Source organism: Streptomyces sp. NPDC058985 (assembly GCF_042740985.1).
Classification (GTDB): Bacteria; Actinomycetota; Actinomycetes; order Streptomycetales; family Streptomycetaceae; genus Streptomyces.
This window is the reverse complement of sequence record NZ_JBHYJX010000059.1, coordinates 24,068-46,606: the sequence shown is the minus strand read 5'-3', so window position 1 is coordinate 46,606 and position 22,539 is coordinate 24,068. Positions and strand designations below refer to the sequence as shown.

The 22,539-nt window shown below is 70.1% G+C and carries 15 protein-coding genes; 10 read left to right on the top strand and 5 right to left on the bottom strand.

Annotated features, from left to right (window positions below; genetic code table 11):
• Positions 1 to 3: 3 nt before the first annotated feature.
• The 3 genes from ACFW01_RS34350 to ACFW01_RS34340 form a co-directional block, all read right to left on the bottom strand.
• Positions 4 to 1,041 carry a threonine/serine dehydratase gene (locus tag ACFW01_RS34350; protein ID WP_384510217.1) on the bottom strand — a complete coding sequence of 346 codons (1,038 nt, stop codon included), beginning with the start codon at positions 1,039 to 1,041 and terminating at the stop codon, positions 4 to 6.
• 263 nt (positions 1,042 to 1,304) lie between these two features.
• Entirely contained in the window at positions 1,305 to 3,656 is a 2,352-nt protein-coding gene (locus tag ACFW01_RS34345; protein ID WP_384510214.1) for an FtsX-like permease family protein, read from the bottom strand.
• Positions 3,653 to 4,360, bottom strand: coding sequence for an ABC transporter ATP-binding protein (locus tag ACFW01_RS34340; RefSeq protein ID WP_384510211.1), 708 nt, complete (start codon positions 4,358 to 4,360; stop codon positions 3,653 to 3,655). Before ACFW01_RS34340 ends, ACFW01_RS34345 begins: the two co-directional genes overlap by 4 nt.
• A 215-nt stretch (positions 4,361 to 4,575) precedes the next feature.
• Here ACFW01_RS34340 and ACFW01_RS34335 point away from each other — a divergent pair, with 215 nt between their 5' ends.
• From ACFW01_RS34335 to ACFW01_RS34295, 9 genes are all read left to right on the top strand, one after another.
• Complete coding sequence (locus ACFW01_RS34335) at positions 4,576 to 5,070, top strand: cold-shock protein (RefSeq protein WP_384510208.1); 495 nt, start codon at positions 4,576 to 4,578, stop codon at positions 5,068 to 5,070.
• A 264-nt stretch (positions 5,071 to 5,334) separates the two neighbouring features.
• Positions 5,335 to 6,954, top strand: coding sequence for an MBL fold metallo-hydrolase (locus tag ACFW01_RS34330; protein WP_384510220.1), 1,620 nt, complete (start codon positions 5,335 to 5,337; stop codon positions 6,952 to 6,954).
• A 41-nt stretch (positions 6,955 to 6,995) separates the two neighbouring features.
• On the top strand, positions 6,996 to 8,018 hold the full coding sequence (gene hppD, locus ACFW01_RS34325) for a 4-hydroxyphenylpyruvate dioxygenase (protein ID WP_384510205.1): 1,023 nt from the start codon (positions 6,996 to 6,998) through the stop codon (positions 8,016 to 8,018).
• Positions 8,015 to 10,417, top strand: a complete 2,403-nt coding sequence (locus ACFW01_RS34320) for an aminotransferase class I/II-fold pyridoxal phosphate-dependent enzyme (RefSeq protein WP_384510201.1) — start codon at positions 8,015 to 8,017, stop codon at positions 10,415 to 10,417. The genes hppD and ACFW01_RS34320 overlap by 4 nt, the downstream gene beginning before the upstream one ends.
• 49 nt (positions 10,418 to 10,466) lie before the next feature.
• Complete coding sequence (locus ACFW01_RS34315; protein WP_384510198.1) at positions 10,467 to 13,226, top strand: DEAD/DEAH box helicase; 2,760 nt, start codon at positions 10,467 to 10,469, stop codon at positions 13,224 to 13,226.
• A 423-nt stretch (positions 13,227 to 13,649) separates the two neighbouring features.
• Complete coding sequence (gene pcaC, locus ACFW01_RS34310; protein ID WP_384510195.1) at positions 13,650 to 14,972, top strand: 4-carboxymuconolactone decarboxylase; 1,323 nt, start codon at positions 13,650 to 13,652, stop codon at positions 14,970 to 14,972.
• A gap of 17 nt (positions 14,973 to 14,989) precedes the next feature.
• Positions 14,990 to 15,625, top strand: a complete 636-nt coding sequence (locus tag ACFW01_RS34305; protein WP_234961382.1) for an MBL fold metallo-hydrolase — start codon at positions 14,990 to 14,992, stop codon at positions 15,623 to 15,625.
• 68 nt (positions 15,626 to 15,693) lie between these two features.
• Complete coding sequence (locus ACFW01_RS34300; RefSeq protein WP_234961381.1) at positions 15,694 to 16,473, top strand: exodeoxyribonuclease III; 780 nt, start codon at positions 15,694 to 15,696, stop codon at positions 16,471 to 16,473.
• Between the two features lie 58 nt (positions 16,474 to 16,531).
• Positions 16,532 to 16,939 carry a DUF6278 family protein gene (locus tag ACFW01_RS34295; RefSeq protein WP_234961380.1) on the top strand — a complete coding sequence of 136 codons (408 nt, stop codon included), beginning with the start codon at positions 16,532 to 16,534 and terminating at the stop codon, positions 16,937 to 16,939.
• 215 nt (positions 16,940 to 17,154) lie between these two features.
• Here ACFW01_RS34295 and ACFW01_RS34290 read toward each other — a convergent pair whose 3' ends face one another.
• Positions 17,155 to 17,913: a hypothetical protein gene (locus tag ACFW01_RS34290; protein WP_384510191.1), complete on the bottom strand. Its 759-nt coding sequence runs from the start codon at positions 17,911 to 17,913 to the stop codon at positions 17,155 to 17,157.
• A 155-nt stretch (positions 17,914 to 18,068) separates the two neighbouring features.
• On the opposite strand from ACFW01_RS34290, the gene ggt reads away from it, so the two are divergent.
• The gene (gene ggt, locus ACFW01_RS34285; protein WP_384510188.1) at positions 18,069 to 19,877 is read left to right on the top strand and encodes a gamma-glutamyltransferase; all 1,809 of its coding nucleotides are present in this window, start codon (positions 18,069 to 18,071) and stop codon (positions 19,875 to 19,877) included.
• Between the two features lie 6 nt (positions 19,878 to 19,883).
• Here the strand turns inward: ggt and ACFW01_RS34280 are convergent, their stop codons facing one another.
• Positions 19,884 to 22,412: an ATP-dependent Clp protease ATP-binding subunit gene (locus ACFW01_RS34280; protein WP_384510185.1), complete on the bottom strand. Its 2,529-nt coding sequence runs from the start codon at positions 22,410 to 22,412 to the stop codon at positions 19,884 to 19,886.
• Between the last annotated feature and the right edge of the window lie 127 nt (positions 22,413 to 22,539).

Sequence of the window (22,539 nt, the reverse complement as noted above, 5' to 3'; positions counted from 1 at the left end):
GGTCTACTGACCGCGGCCGCCGCGCCCCGCCATGATCGAGCGGACGAGGCTCGGATCGACGTTTCCGCCGCTGAGCAGCACACCGACGTCCGAGACGGGGCCCGACGCGTACTCCAGGGCGGCGGCGAGCGCGGTGGCGGCGGCGGGCTCGATGAGCAGCCGGGCGTCGAGAAGAGCGGTCCGCAGTGCGTGGCCGATGGCTGACTCCGACACCGTGATGACCGTGTCGACGGCCCGATGAGCCAGCGCGAAGGGAAGGCCGCCGATGCGATCGGGGCGGAGGCCGTCGGCGATCGTGTGGTGCGCGGGCACCGTCACCGGCTCCCGGGCACGAAGCGCGGCCGTGAACGCGGGCACGGCCTCCGGCTCGGCTCCGACCACGGCCAGTCCGTGACCGTCCGCGGCCAGGCTGGCGCCCGCGATCGCGCTGCCGCCGCCGATGGGTACGACCACGGCGTCCAGCCGGCCTCCGTCGGCGGCCACTTGGCTGATCAGCTCGGCCGTGGCAGTTCCCTGTCCGGCGACCACGTGGGGGTTCTGGTACGGATCGACCACGTCGTAACCGTACAGTTGGCGCAGTTCCTCCACCTTGGCCACCCGATCGGCGAGAAGCGTGCCGGCGAGCACCACTTCGGCGCCGGCGTCCCGGACGCGCCGGATCTTGCCCGGGGCGGCGTCGGACGGCAGCACCGCCACGGAAGGCAGCTTGTACTCACGGGCGGCCAGGGCGACGGCGATGGCGTGGTTGCCGGTGCTCTGCGCGATCACTCCATGACTGCCCGAGGCGGTCAGCTGCTCGACGGCCAGCAGCGCGCCGCGGACCTTGAAGGACCCGCTCCGCTGCAGGTTCTCCGCCTTCAGCCACAGTCTCGCGCCCACCAGCGCGTCCAGTTGGTCGCTGCGGATCACGGGCGTTCGCCAGAGCCGCCCGGTCAGCCGCCGCTCGGCGCGGTGCACGTCGGCGCTGGTGAGCCGGGGCGTCCCGGTGGCGTCGGCGGCGGATTGGTCCACGGCGGGAGGCGGTGTCGATGCGTTCTCCATGGGGGCTCCCCTTTGGGGCAAGGACGCGAGGGTCTGCTGGGCGTGCGCGGAAGACGAGGGCGCTGGAGGGGCCGGAGGTCCGGACGAGGCTCGACGGCGTTCTGGCCGCGTCATCCTCGCACGGTGACTTCTCCTGGTGGAACGTTTGTTGAGCCCCACCGTGCACACGCCGGAAACGCGGAAGCCGACAACGCGGACGTCGTCGGCTTCCAGGGGGCCGTGCTTCGGAGGGGCCGCGGAGCGCGGCCGTCGCCCGCCGGCGGTCACTCGCTGCGCAGCACCTCCGCGATCGTGAGCCGCCCCGCCGACCTCGCCGGGATCAGAGCGCCCAGCATGGCGATCACCACGCCGGTCAGGGCCAGCAGCACCAGTCCTGGTGCGTGCCAGACGTCGAGCAGGGCATCGGGGATGTCGACCCGTGCCGCATCGGTCACCATCGGAAGAATCTGGCTGTGCGCGATCACTCCCAGGGGGAGACCGATCAGCCCGCCGATCACGCCGAGAGCGGCCATGGACGTCAGCATCATGACGGTGACCTGACGTGGTGTCATGCCGATCGACTTCAGCATGCCCAGGTCGCGACGGCGCTCGCGGGTGTTGAGGACGACGGTGTTGAAGACTCCGAGTGCCGCGACCGTCGCGAGCATCAGGGCCAGCACGGTGGAGAAGCTGACCATGGTCACCTGGAACGAGCCGCCGTCGGTGGACGGATCCCTCGGGTAGAGCCCTGGATCGGCTGCCTTGACCGCGGAGCTGTAGGCGGCGGCATCGGTGCCGGGCGCGAGCTGGATCTGGTACTCGATCTCGTGCGGGTCGTATGTCGCCCCCAGCTGGTTCAGCGTCTGCCAGTTCGCGTAGAACACCGAGTCGTTGGCGGCCATGGTCGTGCCGACGATTTCGGCGCGGGCCTTGCCGCCGCTCGTCTCCAGGGTGATGCTGTCACCCACCTCCAGCTTCCGCTTGTTCAGGAACTCCGAGGTGGTGACGATCTCGCCGGCCTTCTCCAGCCAGCGTCCCTCCACGAGGGTGTTCTGATAACCGAGCGTCACGTGGTCGCCGCGGAAGAAATAGCCGTTGACGCCCTGTGTGTATCCGGTGAGGGAGACCGGCAGGACCAGCTGGGCGGTCACGTGTGCCGCGCCGGGAAGCGACCGCAGCTTCGCCTCCGTCTGGGCGGTGTTCAGCTTCGACTCCGTCATGCCGAACTTCGCGGTGCCCGGCTGCACCGTCACCTGGACGGCTCCGGCCCTGGAGGTGGCATCGGCGTACTTCGTCACCGTGGTCGACAGACCCGTCGCGAAGGTGGTGGTGGTCACTCCGAGGAGGACGGCCGCCACCGTCAGCCCTGTTCGCCCGGGGCGAGCGAAGGGCAGCCCCAGGCCCAGGCTGGCGGAGCGCGGCAACCGGCTGACGCTGAGCCGACGCTGGATGCGCAGGCCACGGCCGGTGTGCGGAGCGCTGCCCGCGAGGAGTGCCTCGGACGGGGAAAGACGGTGCGCGCGCAATGCGGGTACGAGCGCGGCGAGAGCGACGACGGCGGGCATGCCCAGCAGAGCGGTGATGACCACCCACGGGCTGATGCCGATGTCACCGAGACCCATTCCCCGGAACGCCGTGCTGAGCAGCGGCTGTGCGGCGAGGTAGCCGATGACGGTGCCCGACACGGTGGCGACGACCGCCGGGGTGAGGACCATCACGAGATAGACCGCGACCACTTGGTGCGGGGTGAAACCGAGGGATTTGAGTACCCCGATGTGCCGGACGCCGGAGATGACCGCTCCGCTCACCACATTGGCGACGATCAGCACCGCCACGAGCAGCCCGAGGCCGCCGAAGGCGACCAGGAACGGTGTGTACACGCCCGGACCCGCGGCGATGTCGTCCTTGATGACGAGGTACGACTGGGCGGCGACGAGTGAGTCCTTCGACAGGCCCTTCGTCACAGAGGCCATGGCGGCCCTCAGGTCGGCCTCCGTCGCGGAGTCGGCGAAGCGGTACATCATCTGCGTGGACGTCGGGTGGAGGGCGTCGATCTGTTCGGGGGTGACCCACGCGCCGGCCGTATTGCTCAGACTGTGCGCGAAACCCACCACCGTGAGCGTCGGCAGCCCGGGGATCTCGATCTTCCCGCCGAGAGGCGCGGACAGCTTTCCGCCGGAACCGAAGGGGAGCAGACTCTGGCTGGGCGCGGACAGGTTCAGCACGATCTCGCCGGGAGCGGTGGCCCAACGGCCCTTCCACAGGTCCACCCGGTCCAGGGGTCCGCCCGGCTCCGCCCGGCCCACCACGGACTGAGGGCCATCCGTGCCGGGAGCGATGCCCTCGGGGATGTCCAGGACCGCCTGGCCGAAGGGGCCGGCGACCTCTTCGACCCCCGGTTGGCGAGCCGCATCCGTGAGCTGTTCGTCGGAGACCTTGGCCGCGTTGTACGTGGCCACGGCGTGAGGGCCGCGCTGTTCGGCGAACGCCTTGTCGAAGGGGGCGGAGGCGGAGTCCAGCAGCGCCAGAGCTACGACGATCGACGTGGTGGACATGAGGACGACGACACCGACGACGACGGTCTGGAGCCGCCGCCGTGCCACGGCCGCGCGTGCGGCCCGCCATACGGCTGTCATACGTGCCGCTCCAGGGTGCGCTCACTGTCCATCCTGCCGTCCGCGAACTCGATCACCCGGCTGGCACAGCGCATCGCCAGGCGTTCGTCGTGCGTCACCATGAGCAAGGTCTGACCGATGGTGTTGAGATCGATCAGCAGATCCATCACCTGGTCGCCGGAGCGGCTGTCCAGGGCTCCCGTCGGCTCGTCGGCGAGCAGCAACGCGGGACGGTTCATCAGGGCTCGGGCGACGGCGACCCGCTGGCGCTCGCCGCCGCTGAGCGCCGCCGGATAGATGTCCTTGCGGTCGGCGATACCGAGCTCACCCAGGAGCTCCAGCGCACGCTTGCGTGCCGCCTTGGCCGGTGTGCCTGTCAGCTGCGCGGCGAGTGCGACGTTGTCCAGCGCGGGGAGGTCGTCGAGGAGGTTGAAGAACTGGAAGATCATGCCGATGCGGCGGCGCCGGAAGAGCGCCAGCTCCTTCTCTCCGAGGCCCTCGAGATCCTCGCCGTGGACCACCACCCTTCCGGACGTCGGGCGGTCCAGTCCGGCAACCATGTTGAGCAGTGTGGATTTGCCGCTGCCCGACGGTCCCATCACCGCGACCGCCTCACCCGCGCGGATCTCCAGCGACACCCCGTCGAGTGCGATCGATTCCCCGAATTCCTTGCGGACGCCGTCGAGCCGCACGACAACCTGATCGGCGTTGTCTGTAGTGGTCATGGACAGAATCTAAAGGCGCGGGGAGAGGGGCGGCATCAGACCGGGGAGGTAACCTGCGGGCCAGGTCATCCTGGCGATGTAGGGCCGTGACGATCAAGGATGACGCCGTTCGAGTGCGATGGTTCGAAAGTGGGTTCGGATGTCATCGCGCACCCTGATCACCTACCATCCGGCAAGCTGTTCGGGCAAAGGGCCCGAGGTTGTTAGGGGTTGGCATGATTTCTGGGCGTGTGGTTCGTTTCGACGGTACCCGGGGGTATGGCTTCATCGCTCCTGAATCGGGCGGCGAGGATGTGTTCTTGCATGTGAACGACCTGCTGATACCGGAGACCGAGGTGCGTCCCGGTCTCAGGGTGGAGTTCGAGGTCGAGGACGGCGGCCGGGGTCTGAAGGCGTCCTCCGTCCGGCACTCGACGCAAACGGGACACGAGGCGGCGGTCCCTGCCGCGCCGACGCCGGCGTCGGTGGTTCCGGCTCCCGTGGTACCGGCGGACGGGGCGCCGGTCTCGTCGGGTGCGGAACGGGTGGACCCCGGCAAGACTGCGGGCGGGGAGGAACCGATGTGTGACGTGCTCACCTCGGAGGAGTTCACCTCCGAGGTGACCGAGGTTCTGCTGAAGGCGGGCCCGTGGCTGACAGCGGCGCAGCTCCTCGAGATCCGCCACGAGTTGCTGAAGTTCGGTGAGAAGCACGGCTGGAGCGAGGCCTGACAGAACCCCTATTTCCCCCGGTGGCGATGAAATGGGGGAATGGCGTGTGGCGGCCTCGGCGCCGTTCAACTGCGGTGATGCGGCAGTTGAACGGCGCCGTTGTCGTACGGGGAAGATGCGGCACTCGCCGGGTTGTCAAGATCGCTCATGGCCGCTGTTCAAGGTCGGCAAGTCTTGTTCTACGAGGCCGCGGCGCGTCATAGTGCTGGTGAAGAGCGCAACCTGTACTGCGGCGCGTGTATGTCCATCGGCGCCTTGAGCATCATGTCTTGCATGTTTATCCGGGGAGGTAGGACGTCGATGTCCGAAGTGCCGATGTTTCTGCGGTCGAGGGCAATAGTCGAACCGTTGGTGGACCGGTTCTACGCCTGGTTCCACACCGTCGCACCGGTGCAGGCGGCGATGAATTTGACGTTCCTGCAGGTGCCCATGCTGGAGTCGTATCTGCAGTCGCCGCAGGTGCATATCGAAGCCAGTAACAATCCGGAGTTGCGTGGCGGATTCTTCGTCAACATACCCGCTGAGCAGAGCGACCGAGTGCGGGAACTGCTCGACCAGATCAAGCAGGAGCGGGCCGATATGCTGCGGTTCGCCGAAGCGATCGCACAGGGCCAGGAGATCCTGCGGAGCAACGCGACCGGCTTCGATCTCACCCCGCTGTATCCCAAGCTGCCCGCCGAGCTGGGCGGTGTGGTGGAGCTGGCCTACGACACCGACAACCAGGCAGCCGTACGGTTCATCGAGCCGCTCGTCTACCAGAGCCCTGCGTACACCGAGGACAGGCAGTCGGTGCAGCTGTCGTTGGAGCCCGGCACAGAGCGTCCGTTCATCCTGAGCACCCCGCGGCTGTCGTCGCCAGACGTACTGGAACTGCCCATACCCTTCCGCCACCCGGGCCTGGAGGCGCTCTTCAAGAGCCGGGTACGGCCGACGACCCTGAACCGGCTGCGGGAAGAGCTGGAGCTGAACGACGCCCAGGCCGTGCAGTTGAGCGGGTTGCTGAGCGAGACCCCCAGCCTGGCCGAGGACCGGCACATCGAGAACGGCGGGAGAATCCGCTACTTCGGGCACGCGTGCCTTGTGCTCCAGACGCCCCAAGGCGCCGTGGTCACGGATCCGTTCATCAGCGCGGACAACTCGATGGGGGACCGGTACACGCTCGACGACCTCCCCGACTTCATCGACCTGGTGCTGATCACTCATGGTCACCAGGACCACATCGTGCTGGAGACGTTGCTGCAGCTGCGCGGCCGCATCGGGACGATCGTGGTCCCCCGCTCGTCCCGGGGCAACCTGGAGGACCCATCGATCGGCCTCTATCTGAGGAAACTCGGATTCCCGGTCATCGAAGCCGACGACTACGACGAGATCCCCTTCCCCGGCGGCAAGGTGGTGGCCACTCCCTTCCTGGGCGAGCACTGCGACCTCGACATCCGCAGCAAGTCCACGTACTGGGTGGAACTGGCCGGCCGTTCGGCCTTCGTCGGGGCGGACTCCTCGGGTATCGATCCGATGCTCTACCGCTACATCCGCCAGCACCTGGGCACGGCCGACATCGCCTTCCTCGGCATGGAGTGTGATGGCGCACCGCTGACCTGGCTCTACCAGGCGCTTCTGACCAAGCCGGTCACGAAGAAGATGAGCAGGTCGCGAAAGCTCTCGGGCTCGAACGCCGAGCAGGCGGCCGCGATCATGACCGAACTCGGAGCCGGCGAGGCTTATGTGTACGCCATGGGCGAGGAGCCCTGGCTGGGCCACGTCATGGCCACCACGTACAACGAGGACACGTACCAGATCAAGCAGATCCAAGAGTTCATGACCTGGTGTGCGGATCGCGGCATCAAAGCGGGTCATCTGTACGGCCAGCAGGAATGGCGCTGGTAACCGAACCGTAGGGACTGTCCGCCGTACAGAAGGGGAATTCCATGGCTGTGCGAGACGTTGCGTATGTCGAGCTGTACACGAACGACAAGAGGACCGCAGCAGACTACTTCGTCTCCTCGATGGGCTTTACGCGCACTGCGGAATCCGTGGGGGTCGACAGAAGTTCCGTGATGCTCCAGCAGGGCGACGTACGCCTGCTCATCACCATGGGAACGGCGACCTGGAAATTCCTGGAATGCCACGGGGAAGGTATTGCGAACATCGCCATGACGTGTGAGGACGTCGGTGAAACGTTCGCCGCGGCCGTGGCGGCTGGTGCCCGGACGGTCAGTGTCCAGCAGGGAATCCCCACGGTTTCCGGATTCGGCGGCGTCTCGCACACCCTTCTCCCTCTGGCGGACGACTCGGCGAACGGCCTGCCCCCGGGGCACAACTGGGTCGAGGTCCCGGAGGAGACCGGCCGGCGGGCCGGCCCCGTCCGGCTGCTGGACCACGTGGCGATCTGCCTCGAAGGGGGCACCCTCCAGCAGTACGCCGACTTCTACCACGACGCCTTCGGCCTGGCCCGGTACTCCTCCGAGTACGTGGACGTCGGCGAGCACGCGATGGACTCGATCGTCGTGCGCAGTCCTTCCGGCGGAGTCACCTTCACTCTGGTCGCGCCGGACCTGTCGAAGGGGCCCGGCCAGCTCAACGGCTTCCTCGAGCGCAACGGCGCTCCAGGGGTTCAGCACCTCGCGTTCCTCGTCGACGCCATCCTCCCGGCGGTCCATGAATTCCGGGAGAGGGGAGTGCAGTTCCTCAGCACTCCTGACGCCTACTACGACAAGCTGCAACAGCGCATGTCGGGCCTGCGTGAGGAGATCGCGGAGCTCCGTTCCGCACAAGTGCTGGCCGACCGCGACGAATGGGGTTACCTCCTGCAGCTCTTCAGCCGCTCCCCGCACGAGCGCAACACGCTCTTCTACGAGCTGATACAGCGGCAGGGGTCCCGGGGATTCGGCAGCGCCAACATCCGGGCCCTCTACGACGCGGTGGAACGAGAGCGGCTGGCCATCGAATGAGACACGAAGGCCCCGCGGCCGACCCGCTCACGCTGGCCGACTACGCCCGCTTGGCGCAGACGGCCATGGATCCCGCGGTCTGGGACTTCCTGGAGGGAGGGGCCGGGGAGGAACGAGCCCTGGCCCGGAACCTGGAAGCGTTTGATCAGGCCCGGCTGCGCCCGCGGGTCCTCGCGGGTGTCGCCCAGCCGGACACCCGGACCCGTGTCCTCGGCCGCGGCTGGGCGGCGCCGGTCGCGGTCGCGCCCATGGGCTACCACACCCTGGCCCACCCGGAGGGCGAGGTCGCCACGGCCTCGGCCGCCGGGGCGGCCGGGGTCCCGCTCGTGGTGAGCACCTTCGCGGGGCGGACCTTCGAAGACATCGCCGCCGTGACCACCGCGCCGCTCTGGCTCCAGGTCTACTGCTTCCGCGACCGTGCCACCACCCGGGAACTGATCGGCCGCGCACAGCGGGCCGGTTTCGAGGCGCTGGTCGTCACCGTGGACGCCCCCCGCCTCGGTCGTCGGCTGCGCGACGTGCGCAACGGCTTCCGACTGCCGACGGGGATCGCGCCGGCCAATCTCTCCGGTGCCGACTTCTCCTCGCCCAGCGGCCACGCTCGCGCGGAGTTCGATGCAGCACTTGACTGGTCCGTGGTCGAATGGCTGCGTTCCGTCAGCCCCCTGCCGATCCTCCTCAAGGGCATCCTCTCGGCGGCCGACGCACGCAGGGCGATCGAGGCGGGGGTGGACGGCGTCATCGTCTCCAATCACGGAGGGCGGCAACTGGATCAGGCCCCAGCCACCCTGGAGGCCCTGCCCGAAGTCGCCTCCGAAGTGGCCGGAGCCTGCCCCGTCATCCTCGACGGAGGCATTCGCCGCGGCAGCGACGTCCTGACCTCGCTCGCTCTGGGGGCCGACGCGGTGTTCCTGGGGCGTCCCGTCCTCCATGGTCTGGCCGTGGCGCAGCGGGACGGAGTGGCCGGGGTCCTGGACATCGTCATCGACGAACTGGCCGACGTGATGGCGCTCACGGGAACGCGGTTCGTCGCCGACGCCGGACCCGAGCTGGCCTACGGAAGCGAACGGCGTACCCCGCTCGCGGCACCCCGGGCGGTGAACTCCTCCGGACTGCTGAAGGAGGAGTTGCACGCCAGCGTCTCGGATCCGGTCCTGGACACCATGAACTTCCTCAACGAAATCACCCAGCGCTATCCGGACGCCATCTCCTTCGCGCCGGGCCGCCCCTACGCCGGATTCTTCGACATCGAGCAGATGTTCGAGCACATCCGTCGCTACTTGAAGCACTTGGAGGAGAACGGGAAGTCGCCCGCCCAGGTCCGCGAAACGCTGTTCCAGTACGGACCGACCAGTGGGCAGATCCGCGAGCTGATCGCCGACTCCCTGCGTCAGGACGAGCACATCGACGTGCCACCCGAGTCCATCGTGGTCACGGTGGGCTGTCAGGAGGCGATGCTCCTGGTGGTGCGTGCCCTCATGTCCGGCCCCGATGACGTGCTGATGGCCGCCAGTCCGTGCTACGTGGGCATCACCGGCGTAGCCCGGCTGCTCGACGTCGAGATGACCGCGGTCGCAGAGGCGGAGGACGGCTTCCGCTGTGCCGATCTCGAAGCGGCGATCCGGGACGAGCGGGCGCAGGGACGCCGGCCCCGTGCCTTCTACGTCGTTCCCGACCACTCGAACCCTTCAGGCACGACCATGCCCCTGGAAGAACGTCGTGCACTCCTCGAACTCGCGGCCCGCGAGGACATCCTCCTCCTGGAGGACAGCCCTTACCGGATGGTCAGCCCCGGACGACAGTTGCCGAGCCTCAAGTCCCTCGACCGAGGACGGCACGTCGTCCAGTTGGGCTCCTTCTCCAAGTCCCTCTTCCCCGGGGCACGCGTCGGTTACGCCGTCGCGGACCAGGCCGTCGTCGACCGTGCGGGAAACACCGGTCTGCTGGCCGACGAGCTCACCCGCATCAAAAGCATGGTCACCGTGAACACCTCTCCACTGAGCCAGGCCGCGGTGGGAGGGATGCTGCTCGCTGCCGGCGGCAGGACCTCAGAACTCAACGTTGAGACGGCCGCCTACTACGGGGAGGCGATGCAGGCCACGCTCCGGCAGCTCGACGCGTGTTTCCCGAGCGATGACCGGGCCGCGCTGGGCATCAGCTGGAACAGACCCGACGGAGGCTTCTTCCTGGCCGTCGACGTCCCGTTCCGCGCGGACGATGCCGCGCTGACCCGCTCGGCTGAGGAATTCGGCGTCATCTGGACACCGATGTCCTACTTCTATCCCGGAGGCGGCGGGGAACACACGCTCCGGCTGTCCGTCAGCTACCTCTCACAGGCCGACATCCACGAGGGAATCGCCCGGTTGGCACGCTACGTCAAGGCCGAGGCCCGGCGCTGACGGCGAGCCGGGGAAGCCGTCGGCGCCCGGTAGTACTGTTGGGCACGGCATGTCAGACACCGTTCCTCCCGCCTCGGCCTCCCAGGTCGCGGATGACCCTTCAGACCACGAGGGTCGTCCGCTGTACTGGCTGAAGACCGACGATCCGGAAGCATCCGTGGCCGACGTCGCCGCGGGCACCGATGTACGCGTCCTGCTGCCGGACGACAGGCGTTTCACGTCGCTGCGTGAGCGACTGACGCAGGAGGGCGCGGAGGTTCGCGCGGTCAAGTACTGGATGGAACAGGAACTGGTCCGCAGTGCCGCGGCTGACGCGGGTGCGGGCGGGCTGACCGTGCGGACCGGGGTGGCCTACTCGGGGCGGACCGGTCCGACGCACCGGGAGGGGCCTGATGCCGCGGTGGCTCAGGACGCCTTCGATGTGATGTGGCGGGCACACGCCCCGCAGACCGAGGCGGCAGCGCAGGTGACGAAGACCCAGGAGGCGGTGCCTGCCTCCTGGGTCCCCTTTCTGCCGCACGACACGCTCAATCCGGCTCAAGCCCAGGCCGCACCCGAAGTGTTGGAAAGCAAGGAGCATCTCCTGGTCGTGGCGCCGACCGGCGCGGGCAAGACCACCATCGGGATGTTCGGAGCGCTGCGGGCCGTCGTCGACGAAGGACGCAAGGCCGTGTGGCTGGTGCCGCAGAGGTCGCTCACGGACGAGTTGGAGCGAGAGCTGGCGGCCTGGCGCAGGCGGGGGCTCCGGATCGAACGCCTCTCGGGTGAGTTCAGCATCGACGTGGACCAGGTACGCCGGGCGGACCTGTGGGTCACCACGACCGAGAAGTTCGAAGTCCTGTGCCGTACCTCCTCGCTGCGTGACGCGCTGGCCGAGGTGGGGTGCCTCATCGTGGACGAGGTGCACCTGCTCGGCGACCCCGAGCGTGGCCCCGTGCTGGAGGCCGTACTGGCCAGGGTCCGCGACGAGGACTCACAGGTACGCGTGATCGGCCTGTCCGCCACGGTGTCCAATGCCGAGCAGGTCGCCGGCTGGCTCAACGCCCGTCTGATCCACATCGCTTGGCGCCCGAACCGCCTGACCTGGCAGCTGCCGGCCATACCGGCGTCCTCGGACTGGAGCTTCGGGCAGGCGGCACGCACCCGCATGACCAACAGCATCGTGGCCACGGTCACTTCGGACGGTGGGAGCGTGCTGGTGTTCTGCGGAAGCAAGTACAGCGTCCGCAGTACGGCGCTGGCGATCGCGGCGAGCAGGGGAGTGTCCACCGCAGGTGTCCGTCCCGACGATCTGGAGGGCGTGCGCAGAGTCTGCGAAGCGGCGCGTGTAGGACTGCACTACAAGGACTGGGAGTACAAGAGGGAAGCCGAGTCGTCCTTCCGGGAGCGTCGCACGGATGTGCTCGTCGCCACCTCGACGGTGGCTGCCGGGGTGAATCTTCCTGCCCGGGCCGTGGTCGTGCGGGACACGAGAATCGGCATGCGGGACGTCGACATCGCGACCGTCCAGCAGATGTTCGGCAGGGCGGGCCGTCTCGGGGAGGGGGAGAACGCGGGGTGGGCGTTCATGATCGTCGACGAGGCGGAGAAGCGCCACTGGCAGAAGCAGTTGGCCGGCGGATACACGGTGGACTCGCAGATCGACTCGAGCCTCGCGGACCATGTACTGGCCGAGATGGTCCGGGGACGCGTCCGTACGGTGGGCGACGCCACGGACTGGTGGTCGGGTACCTTCGCCCAGCATCAGGGAAACCACACCACCGAGCCGTTGGCGCGGGCACTGAAATTCCTGGTCGGAGCGGACTACTGCCGTCACACCGACGAGGACGGCGCTCGTGACGGCATTGCTCCGACAGAACTCGGCGTGCTGACCACCCGCGTGATGGTGCCCACCGCCATCGGACACCAGCTGCGGTCCACGCTCGCCCGGACCGCGGTTCCCCGTGATGCGGACACCGCCGAGGAAACCCTGATCGCCATGCTGTCGACGCTCGTGCCGAAGCTGGCCAGGGCGCCGATCGGGGAGAATCTCAAGCCCGCGGTGGCTCTCCTGCTCCACAACAGGGGGAAGTCGTCCGGCGGGGCTCGAACCTCGGCTGTCGCAGCCGAGGAGTTCCAGCTGCCCTACGCTCCTGGGGACCTCGCACGCGCCGCGTTGCTGACGGCGGCGAACAGTCCGCATGCGTTCGTCACCCCCGGGTCTGATGTGTCCGGTGTTCCGCATTCCGTCCTGCGCCCGGTTCTTGAGGACGCTCCTCGCTATCTGCACTGGTTGGGTTCCCAGGGATATCCGGGAACAGTTCACCCCTGGGTGGCCATAGTGGCTGCTGATCTGAGTCGCCGGGTTCGTTGGCGACGTTGTGGCCCCCCTCGCGGCAGCGGACGGCTGTTGTGGATGTGCGAGAACATGGCTACCCCCGTGCACGCGAACGCAGAGGTGCCCTCGATGTGGGCTGCCGCCCGTGACCGGGGCCTGAGGCACCCGGATTGGGACACCAGGACACCGCCGAGCGGAAATCGGTTGGACCCGTCGTCGTACGCGGCGCTGTTGCGCGAGCGTGTCGGTAGGAACGAATGGGAGGTGCGCGCAGGCCGGGCGGTCGTGCGTGCCCCGATCCGCCGAACCTTCACGACGTGGGTCGGCCACGAGTACCAGGTGCATGTGGTGCGACGCGGTGAGACGACGTACTCGACCACGGACAGTGGGGAAGGCCGGGTCGGGAGGCATCCGGCGGACGGGGCGGCGCTGTTCTCGTGGCGCGGCGACTACCGGGCGACCGGATGGCTGGCCGACTACACCAGCGCATGACGTTGCGCCCGCCGTTCCTGACGAATCCGGCTCAGGGTGCCGATCCCTTCCTCGCGCCCTCGCTTCCGCTCGCCCACAGGCCCGCGGGCACGCCCGTCTACGCGAAGACCGTCAGGCCCGCACCGCCTTGGAAGAGGCACAGGCACTGGGCGCCCCGAGTCGGGCCTGCGTCCGGGTGTGCAGGAACCGGGACGGGGTGACATCAGGGCGGCATAGTACTGGGGCGGCTCGGCGCAGGCCGACGAAGGCGTCGCTGGCCTGGCCCAGGGAGGGATCGGGGGTCTGCGCCCGTGCCCCCTGAGAGGCCTGGATTCGATCGATGAGGCCGTCGGCAGTGCTTGACGGGCCGAGCCGCGGATGCATCGGGCCGGCCGGCTTCCCCCGGCTGTGTGAGTTTTTGTGAGACGTGAGAGGGTGCGGGGCGTGAGTGAGACACCGCCGAACACCCTGCAATACCGCTTTGACGGGCCGGAAGACGCTCCGGTCCTGATCCTGGGTCCCTCACTGGGTACCACCTGGCACATGTGGGACCGCCAGGTGCCCGAGCTGTCGCAGCACTGGCGGGTCTTCCGGTTCGACCTGCCGGGGCACGGGGGCGCCCCCGCCCGCCCGGCGGGGTCCGTCACCGAGCTGACCCAGCGGCTGCTCGCCACCCTCGACGGACTCGGCGTGCAGCGCTTCGGCTACGCCGGCTGCGCGTTCGGCGGTGCGGTCGGCATGGAGCTGGCCCTGCGCCATCCCGAGCGCCTCGCCTCCCTCGCGCTGATCGCCGCCTCGCCCCGTTTCGGCACCGCCGACGAGTTCCGTCAGCGCGGCGTGATCGTCCGTACCAACGGGCTCGACCCCATCGCCCGCAGCTCGCCGGAGCGCTGGTTCACCGGCGGGTACGCCGCCGCCCAGCCCGCGATCACCGAGTGGGCCGTTCAGATGGTGCGGACCACCGACCCCGGCTGCTACATCGCCGCGTGCGAGGCGCTCGCCGCCTTCGACGTGCGCGGCGAGCTGGGCCGGGTCGGCGTCCCCACCCTGGTCCTCGTCGGCTCCGACGACCAGGTCACCGGCCCCGCCGAGGCCCGCACCCTGGTCGCCGGCATCCCCGACGCCCGCCTCGCCGTCGTGCCCGGCGCCTCCCACCTGGTCCCGGTCGAGCAGCCCGCGGCCGTCACGGACCTGCTGGTACGGCACTTCACCACCGCCTGGCAGACCCCGCACGACACCGCCTCCACCGGCCAGATCCCCGTCCCGGCCCCCGTCGCCCCGGTGGCCTCACCGGCACCCGCGCAGCCGGCCCTGGCGCCGCCGGCGCAGACCGCGCCCGTCGCCGAGATCGCCCCGGCCGCCGTACCGCGCCAGGGGCAGGGGCGGCCCGACCCGTACGACGCGGGGCTCAAGGTCCGCCGCGAAGTGCTCGGCGACGCGCACGTCGACCAGGCCCTCGCGCAGGCCGACGCGTTCTCGGGGGACTTCCAGGAATTCCTCACCCGGTACGCGTGGGGCGAGATCTGGGACCGGCCGGGCCTGGACCGGCGCTCCCGCAGCTGCGTCACGCTCACCGCCCTCGTCGCCGGCGGGCACACGGACGAACTCGCCCCCCACCTCAGGGCCGCCCTGCGCAACGGCCTCACCCCGGCCGAGATCAAGGAAGTACTGCTCCAGGCGGCCGTCTACTGCGGTGTACCGGCCGCGAGCAGCGCCTTCCGGGTCGCGCAGCAGGTCATCCGCGAGGAGACGACACCCCCGGAGTGAGGGCGCAGGATGGAGTCATGAAGCTCACCAAGAAGTCGCACGCCTGCGTCCGCCTCGAAAAGGACGGGCGGACGCTCGTCCTGGACCCCGGCGGATTCAGCGAGGAGGACGCCGCCCTCGGCGCGGACGCCGTTCTCGTCACCCACGAGCACCCCGACCACTTCGACGAGCGGCGGCTGCGGGCCGCGATGGAGGACAACCCGGCCGCCGAGATCTGGACGCTGAAGTCCGTCGCGGAGAAGATCTCGGCGGCGTTCCCGGGCCGCGTGCACACCGTCGGCCACGGCGACACGTTCACCGCCGCCGGATTCGACGTCCAGGTCCACGGCGAGCTGCACGCCGTGATCCACCCGGACATCCCGCGCATCACCAACGTCGGCTTCCTCCTGGACGGCGGCAGGGTCTTCCACCCCGGCGACGCGCTCACCGTCCCCGACCAGGCGGTCGAGACGCTGATGCTCCCCGTCATGGCCCCCTGGAACAAGATCGCCGAGGTCATCGACTACGTCCGTGAGGTGAAGCCGCAGCGCGCCTACGACATCCACGACGCGCTCCTCACCGACCTCGCCCGCCCGATCTACGACCGGCAGATCGGCGAGCTGGGCGGCGCCGAGCACCTGCGGCTGGCCCCGGGCGGCTCCGCGCGGCTCTGACGGCCCCCACGGCCCCGCCCCCACGGCCCGGGGCCGGGTTGTCAGTGCCGCCCGGTAGGTTGTGGGACATGCGCATCGCGACCTGGAACGTGAACTCGATCACCGCCCGCCTGCCGAGGCTCCTCGCCTGGCTGGAGAGCAGCGGCACCGACGTGCTGTGCCTCCAGGAGGCCAAGGTCGCCGAGGCGCAGTTCCCCTTCGACGAGCTGCGTGAGGCGGGCTACGAGGCCGCCGTACACGCCACCGGCCGGTGGAACGGGGTGGCGGTGCTCTCCCGCGTCGGCCTCACCGACGTGGTCAAGGGCCTGCCCGGCGACCCGGGCTACGAGGGCGTCCAGGAGCCCCGCGCGATCTCCGCCACCTGCGGCCCGGTCCGCGTCTGGTCGGTCTACGTGCCCAACGGCCGCGAGGTGGACCACCCGCACTACGCCTACAAGCTCCAGTGGTTCGAGGCGCTGCGCGCGGCCGTCGAGGGCGACGCCGCCGGCGACCGGCCGTTCGCGGTGATGGGCGACTACAACGTCGCGCCGTCCGACGACGACGTCTACGACCGCGCCGCCTTCGAGGGCGCCACCCACGTCACCCCCGCCGAGCGCGCCGCCCTCGCCTCCCTGCGCGGGGCCGGCCTGTCCGACGTGGTCCCGCGCCCGCTGAAGTACGACGTCCCGTTCACGTACTGGGACTACCGCCAGCTCTGCTTCCCCAAGAACCGCGGCATGCGCATCGACCTGGTCTACGGGAACGAGCCCTTCGCCAAGGCCGTCACCGACTCCTACGTCGACCGCGAGGAGCGCAAGGGCAAGGGCGCCTCGGACCACGCGCCGGTCGTGGTCGACCTCGGCGTGTGAGCGCGCCGGGCTGCGCGCCCTGTGGTGCGCGGGGCGGTACGAATGACAGTGTGGAGGTATGAACTTCCCCTTCCTGGGCAAGCGGCGCGAAGATCCCCGGGCGCATGACGCCGAGGGAATCGGCGAGCTGCTCGCCGACTGTGATCTGCTGCGCTCGCAGGCCTTGCGGGAGGGGGTCCGACTCGACGACTCCGCAGTCTCGTTGGAGCAGTTGGACCAGATCCTGCCCCGCTGGCGCAGCGACGAGGAGATCCAGACCTGGCTGGGCAACGACGCCGGTCTGTACCTCGGCACGGTGATCGTGCGGACCGTCCCGGGAGCCCTCTGGGCCATCCGGTCCGACGGCCAGCCCGTCGTCCGGCTCGCCTCGGGCCGGGAGTTCGACGTGGTGGCGTCCGGGCACGCGTGGGCGGCGGACGGGGTGCCCGAACTCTCGCAGCTGTACGGCGAGGTCGCCGAGGCGTGAACCCTCAGCCCGATAATCGCCTTAAAAGGGGCTAATGCCCGAATAGTGCGTGTCGTTGGCATGCATGCCGTTTGTCTCGGTACGTTGCTGTGGTCAGGGCACACGAACGGCCAGGGGGAATCGCAGAGTGCAGCCGGAGATCACTGCTCGCGCTCCACGGCGGACACCACGCAAGGGTGTCCGCGGGCGAGGAGAAGGTCAGCTGCACCCACCCCTTACGCCCGGTGGGAGTTGCGGGACGTCGGTGCCGGTGTCGGCAGGGGGCTGGTCGCCGCCCGGGTGACGTCCCCCACGAGTTCGACGACGTCCGGTCCGTACGCCTGGGAGTTGACCACCTTCAGCAGCAGCACGAAGGAGCTGGTGCCGTGTTTGCGGGCCAGCTTCTCGTGGTGCCGGGCGAGGTAGCGGGTGGCGGCCTGGTTGGTGATCGCCCGCTGTCCGCAGAACAGGAAGGCGGGCCGGGCCTCGCGCCTGTCCCCGGCGGTGAGGCGGGCCAGCAGGACGTACTCCGTGATGCCCGCGTCCAGTCGGTAGCGCTCGCTGCCGATCTGGAAGGCGCCGCGGTCCGGACCGGGCTCGGGGTCGACGTTGACCCGCACCCCGGGCAGCATGGCCGCCATGTGGGCGACCATGCGCCGGTTCGAGCCGGGGCCGCCCACGCAGAACTCCGTGCGCTCGCCGAAGCCCTGCCCGACCATGTCCTGCGTGACCACCTGCATGTGCGCGCCGCAGTCCTTGATCAGTGCCGCCAGCTCCAGCAGCGCGAAGACGTCGAAGCGGTGGACCGCCGGTTCGGTGGCGGCCGGGTCCCGGTTGACGACCAGCAGCGACTCGGAGCTGTCCGGCAGCCCGAAGAACGCCTGCTTGCGGCGGAGTCTGCGCTTGGACAGGTACGTGCGGGTGAACCAGCCCAGCGCGGCGCTGATGCCGGCCGCGACCACGCCCAGGACGATGTTGCGTACGTCGTCAGTCATGGGCGCGCATGCTAGCGGGCGTCGGCGTACCCATGTTCGACGGGCCACCGGGCCACCCGCTCGGGTGGCGGCGCCGCCGACGACGGCCTCTGTGCTCCTGACGCGACCATGACGATCAACTAAGCTGCCCGAACGGCCTTTCCCTGGAGGTGCGGATGCGTCGCCCTGTCGCACGGAATCTGACGGTCCTGGCGGTCTCGGCCGCCGTGGTGTCGGTGGGGGCCGCGGCGCCGCCCACGCCCCAGGCCGGCCCCGGCTCCCCGAAGACCCCGGTCGCCGTCGGGTACGGGGGCGCGGTCGCCAGTGTCGACCCGGACGCCTCCGCCGCCGGCATCGAGGTGCTGCGCAAGGGCGGCAACGCCGTCGACGCCGCCGTGGCCACCGCGGCCGCGCTCGGAGTCACCGAGCCTTACTCCGCCGGGGTCGGCGGCGGCGGGTACTTCGTCTACTACGACGCCAAGTCCCGCACGGTGCGCACCATCGACGGCCGCGAGACCGCGCCGCTGACCGCCGACGAGAAGCTCTTCACGGAGAACGGCAAGCCGATCGCCTTCGCCGACGCCGTCAGCAGCGGCCTCGCCGTCGGCACCCCCGGCACGCCCGCCACCTGGCAGGCGGCGCTCGACCGGTGGGGCAGCCGGGGGCTCGGCTCCGTGCTCAGGCCCGCCGAGCGCCTGGCCCGGCAGGGCTTCACCGTCGACGACACCTTCCGCTCCCAGACCGCCGCCAACGAGCAGCGGTTCCGCTACTTCCCGGACACCGCGGAGCTGTTCCTGCCCGGCGGACAACTCCCCGTCGTCGGCTCCACGTTCAAGAACCCGGACCTGGCCCGCACCTACCGGGAGCTGGGCCGTGAGGGCGTCGACGCGCTCTACCGCGGCGACCTGGCCGACGACATCGTCGACACCGTCAACGAGCCGCCCGTCGACCCGGACTCCGGCTGGAACGCCCGCCCCGGCGACCTGTCCGCCAAGGACCTCGCCGCCTACGAGGCCAAGTTCCAGGCGCCCACCAGGACCTCGTACCGCGGTCTGAACGTGTACTCCATCGCGCCCTCCTCCTCCGGCGGCACCACGGTCGGCGAGGCGCTGAACATCCTGGAGCGCACCGACCTCTCCGAGGCGAGCAAGGCGCAGTACCTGCACCGCTTCATCGAGGCCAGCCGCATCTCCTTCGCCGACCGGGGCCGCTGGGTCGGCGACCCCGCCTTCGAGGACGTACCGACGAGGGAACTGCTCTCGCAGCGGTACGCCGACTCGCGCGCATGCCTGATCAAGGACGACGCGGCGCTCACCAGCCCCCTCGCGCCCGGCGACCCCCGGCACCCCGCCGCCTGCGCGGCCGGCGGCAGGGCGGCGCCGACGACGTACGAGGGCGAGAACACCACGCACCTGACCGTGGCCGACAAGTGGGGGAACGTCGTCGCCTACACGCTCACCATCGAGCAGACCGGCGGCAGCGGCATCACCGTGCCCGGCCGCGGCTTCCTGCTCAACAACGAGCTGACGGACTTCTCCTTCGCCCCGGCGAACCCGGCCGTCCACGACCCGAACCTGCCCGGGCCCGGCAAGCGCCCGCGGTCCTCGATCGCCCCGACCATCGTCCTGGACCGGCACCACGAGCCGGTCGTGGCGGTCGGGTCACCCGGCGGGGCCACCATCATCACCACCGTGCTCCAGACGCTCACCGGCGTCATCGACCGTGGGCTGCCCCTGGTGGACGCGATCGCCGCCCCGCGCGCCAGCCAGCGCAACGCGGCCCAGACCGAACTCGAACCCCGCCTCTACGACAGCGGGTTGCGGGGGCGTCTCGAGGCGCTCGGGCACTCCTTCAAGGAGAACCCGGAGATCGGCGCCGCGACCGGCGTGCAGCGGCTGCCGGGCGGCAAGTGGCTGGCCGCCGCCGAGAAGGAGCGGCGCGGCGGCGGCTCGGCGATGGTGGTGTGGCCCACGCGGCAGCGGTAGCGCGGATCACAGGTCGGGGACGGGCCGCTGCGGCGTCCGGAACGCCAGCCGCCCGTCCTCGACGTCGACCGTCACCCGGCCGCCCTCCGCGACCCGGCCGTCGAGCAGCAGCCGGGACAGCTCGTTGTCGACCTCGCGCTGGATGGTGCGGCGCAGCGGACGGGCGCCGTACTCCGGCTGGTAGCCGCGCTCGGCGAGCCAGTCCACCGCCGCGTCGGTGAAGTCGACGGTGATGCCCTGCGCGCGGACCATGCGGCGGGTCTGTTCCAGGAGCAGGCTGGTGATCTGCCGCAGCTGCTCGCCGTTGAGCTGCCGGAACACCACGATCTCGTCGACGCGGTTCAGGAACTCGGGCCGGAAGTGCTCACGCAGCGGGCGCATGACCTGCTCGCGCCGCGCCTCCTCGTCCGCCTCCGCGCCGGCGGCGCCGAAGCCGATACCGGCGCCGCGCCGGGTGATCACGTCGGAGCCCAGGTTGCTGGTCATCACGACGACCGCGTTGGTGAAGTCCACGGTCCTGCCCTGCGAGTCGGTCAGCCGGCCGTCGTCCAGGACCTGGAGCAGGATGTTGAAGACGTCGGGGTGCGCCTTCTCCACCTCGTCCAGCAGGAGCAGCGAGTACGGGTGCCGGCGCACCACCTCGGTGAGCTGACCGGCCTCCTCGTGCCCCACGTAGCCGGGCGGGGCGCCCACCAGGCGGCTGACCGTGTGGCGCTCCTGGTACTCGCTCATGTCGAGGCGGACCATCCGGTCCTCGCTGCCGAACAGCGCCTCGGCCAGCGCCCGGGCCAGCTCCGTCTTGCCGACACCGGTCGGGCCGAGGAAGAGGAAGCTGCCGATCGGCCGGTCGGGGCTGGAGAGCCCGGCGCGCGAGCGCAGCACGGCGTCGGAGACCACCCGCACCGCCTCCTCCTGGCCGACCACGCGCTCGTGCAGGTGGGACTCCAGGCCCAGCAGGCGGTCCTTCTCCTCCTGGGTGAGACTGCTGACCGGGATGCCGGTCTGCCGGGACACCACCTCGGCGATGGACTCGGTGCCGACGACCAGGTTCAGCCCCTCGTCGGCCTCACCGGCGCCGTCGGCCTCGGTGATCCGCTGCTTCAGCTCGCCGATCCGGTCGCGCAGCTGGGTGGCCTGCTCGTACTGCTCGTCCGCGACCGCCTGGTCCTTGTCCCGGAGCAGCTGGTCGACCTCGCGCTCCATGGCCCGCACGTCCGTGCCCTTGGTGCGCGCCCGGAGCCGGACGCGGGCGCCCGCCTGGTCGATCAGGTCGATCGCCTTGTCCGGCAGCCGCCGGTCGGTGAGGTAGCGGTCGGACATCTGCACGGCCGCCACCAGCGCCTCGTCGGTGTAGCGGACCTGGTGGTGGGCCTCGTAGCGGTCCCGCAGACCGCGCAGGATCTCGATGGCGTCCGCGGGGGTGGGCTCGGGCACCAGGATCGGCTGGAAGCGGCGGGCCAGCGCCGCGTCCTTCTCGATCCTGCGGTACTCCTCCAGCGTGGTGGCGCCCACGACGTGCAGCTCGCCCCGGGCCAGCGCCGGCTTGAGGATGTTCCCGGCGTCCATCGAACCGCCCTCGCCGCCCCCGCCGGCGCCGACCACGGTGTGCAGCTCGTCGATGAAGACGATCAGCTCGTCGGAGTGGGCGCGGATCTCGCCGACGATGTTGTTCATCCGCTCCTCGAAGTCGCCCCGGTAGCGGGTGCCCGCGACCACGCCGGTCAGGTCCAGGGCGACCACGCGGCGGCCGAGCAGTACGTCGGGGACGTCGGCGTCGGTGATGCGCTGCGCCAGCCCCTCCACGACGGCGGTCTTGCCGACGCCCGCGTCACCGATCAGCACCGGGTTGTTCTTGCCGCGGCGGGAGAGCACCTCGACGGTCTGCTCGATCTCGTCCTCGCGCCCGATCACCGGGTCGATCCGGCCCTGCTGGGCAAGGTCGGTGAGGTCGCGGCCGTACTTGTCCAGCGTCGGCGTGTTCGTGGCCCGTGCGCCCTCGGGGCGGGCCTTGCCGGCGTCCGGCGACTCCGTGGGCAGGCCGGAGGGCGCGAACCGGGCCGCGTTCAGGATGTGCCCGGCGGCCGAGTCCGGGTTGGCGGCCAGGGCGCTGAGCACGTGCTCCGGGCCGATGTACCCGGTGCCGGTCGTCCGCGCCAGTTCGTGCGCGTCCAGCAGCGCCCGCTTGACGGCCGGGGTCAGCGAGAGCGACGTCGGCGGCGGGGCCTCGCCCGGCGCGTGCTGCGCCGGGCCGGTCCGCTCGTCGATCTGCGACGCCAGCGAGTCGGGGTCGGCGCCGGCGCGGCTCAGCAGGCCCCGGGTCGGTTCGGTGGCGAGCGCGGCCCGCAGCAGGTGCTCCGTGTCCAGGTCCCGGCTGCCGTGCTCGGCCGCGTACTGGGCGGCGCCGCGCACCAGCTCCCGGGCCGGCTGGCTGAGCAGCCTGCCGATGTCGATCTGCCTGGGCTTCGGCCCGCCGAAGAAGCGTGCCAGGAATTCCGCGAACGGGTCGCCCTCCGGGCCCATGAAGCCGCTGGTCATCGTTTCCGGTCCTCCGCTGCTTCGCTGATCGGCGTACCGGGGCCGGGTAACCCGGTCGGCGTGCGCTCATGCCCCAACATGACACGTTCTGTGCCGGTGGGCATGTCCGCGGAGGCGGGCGGACCCG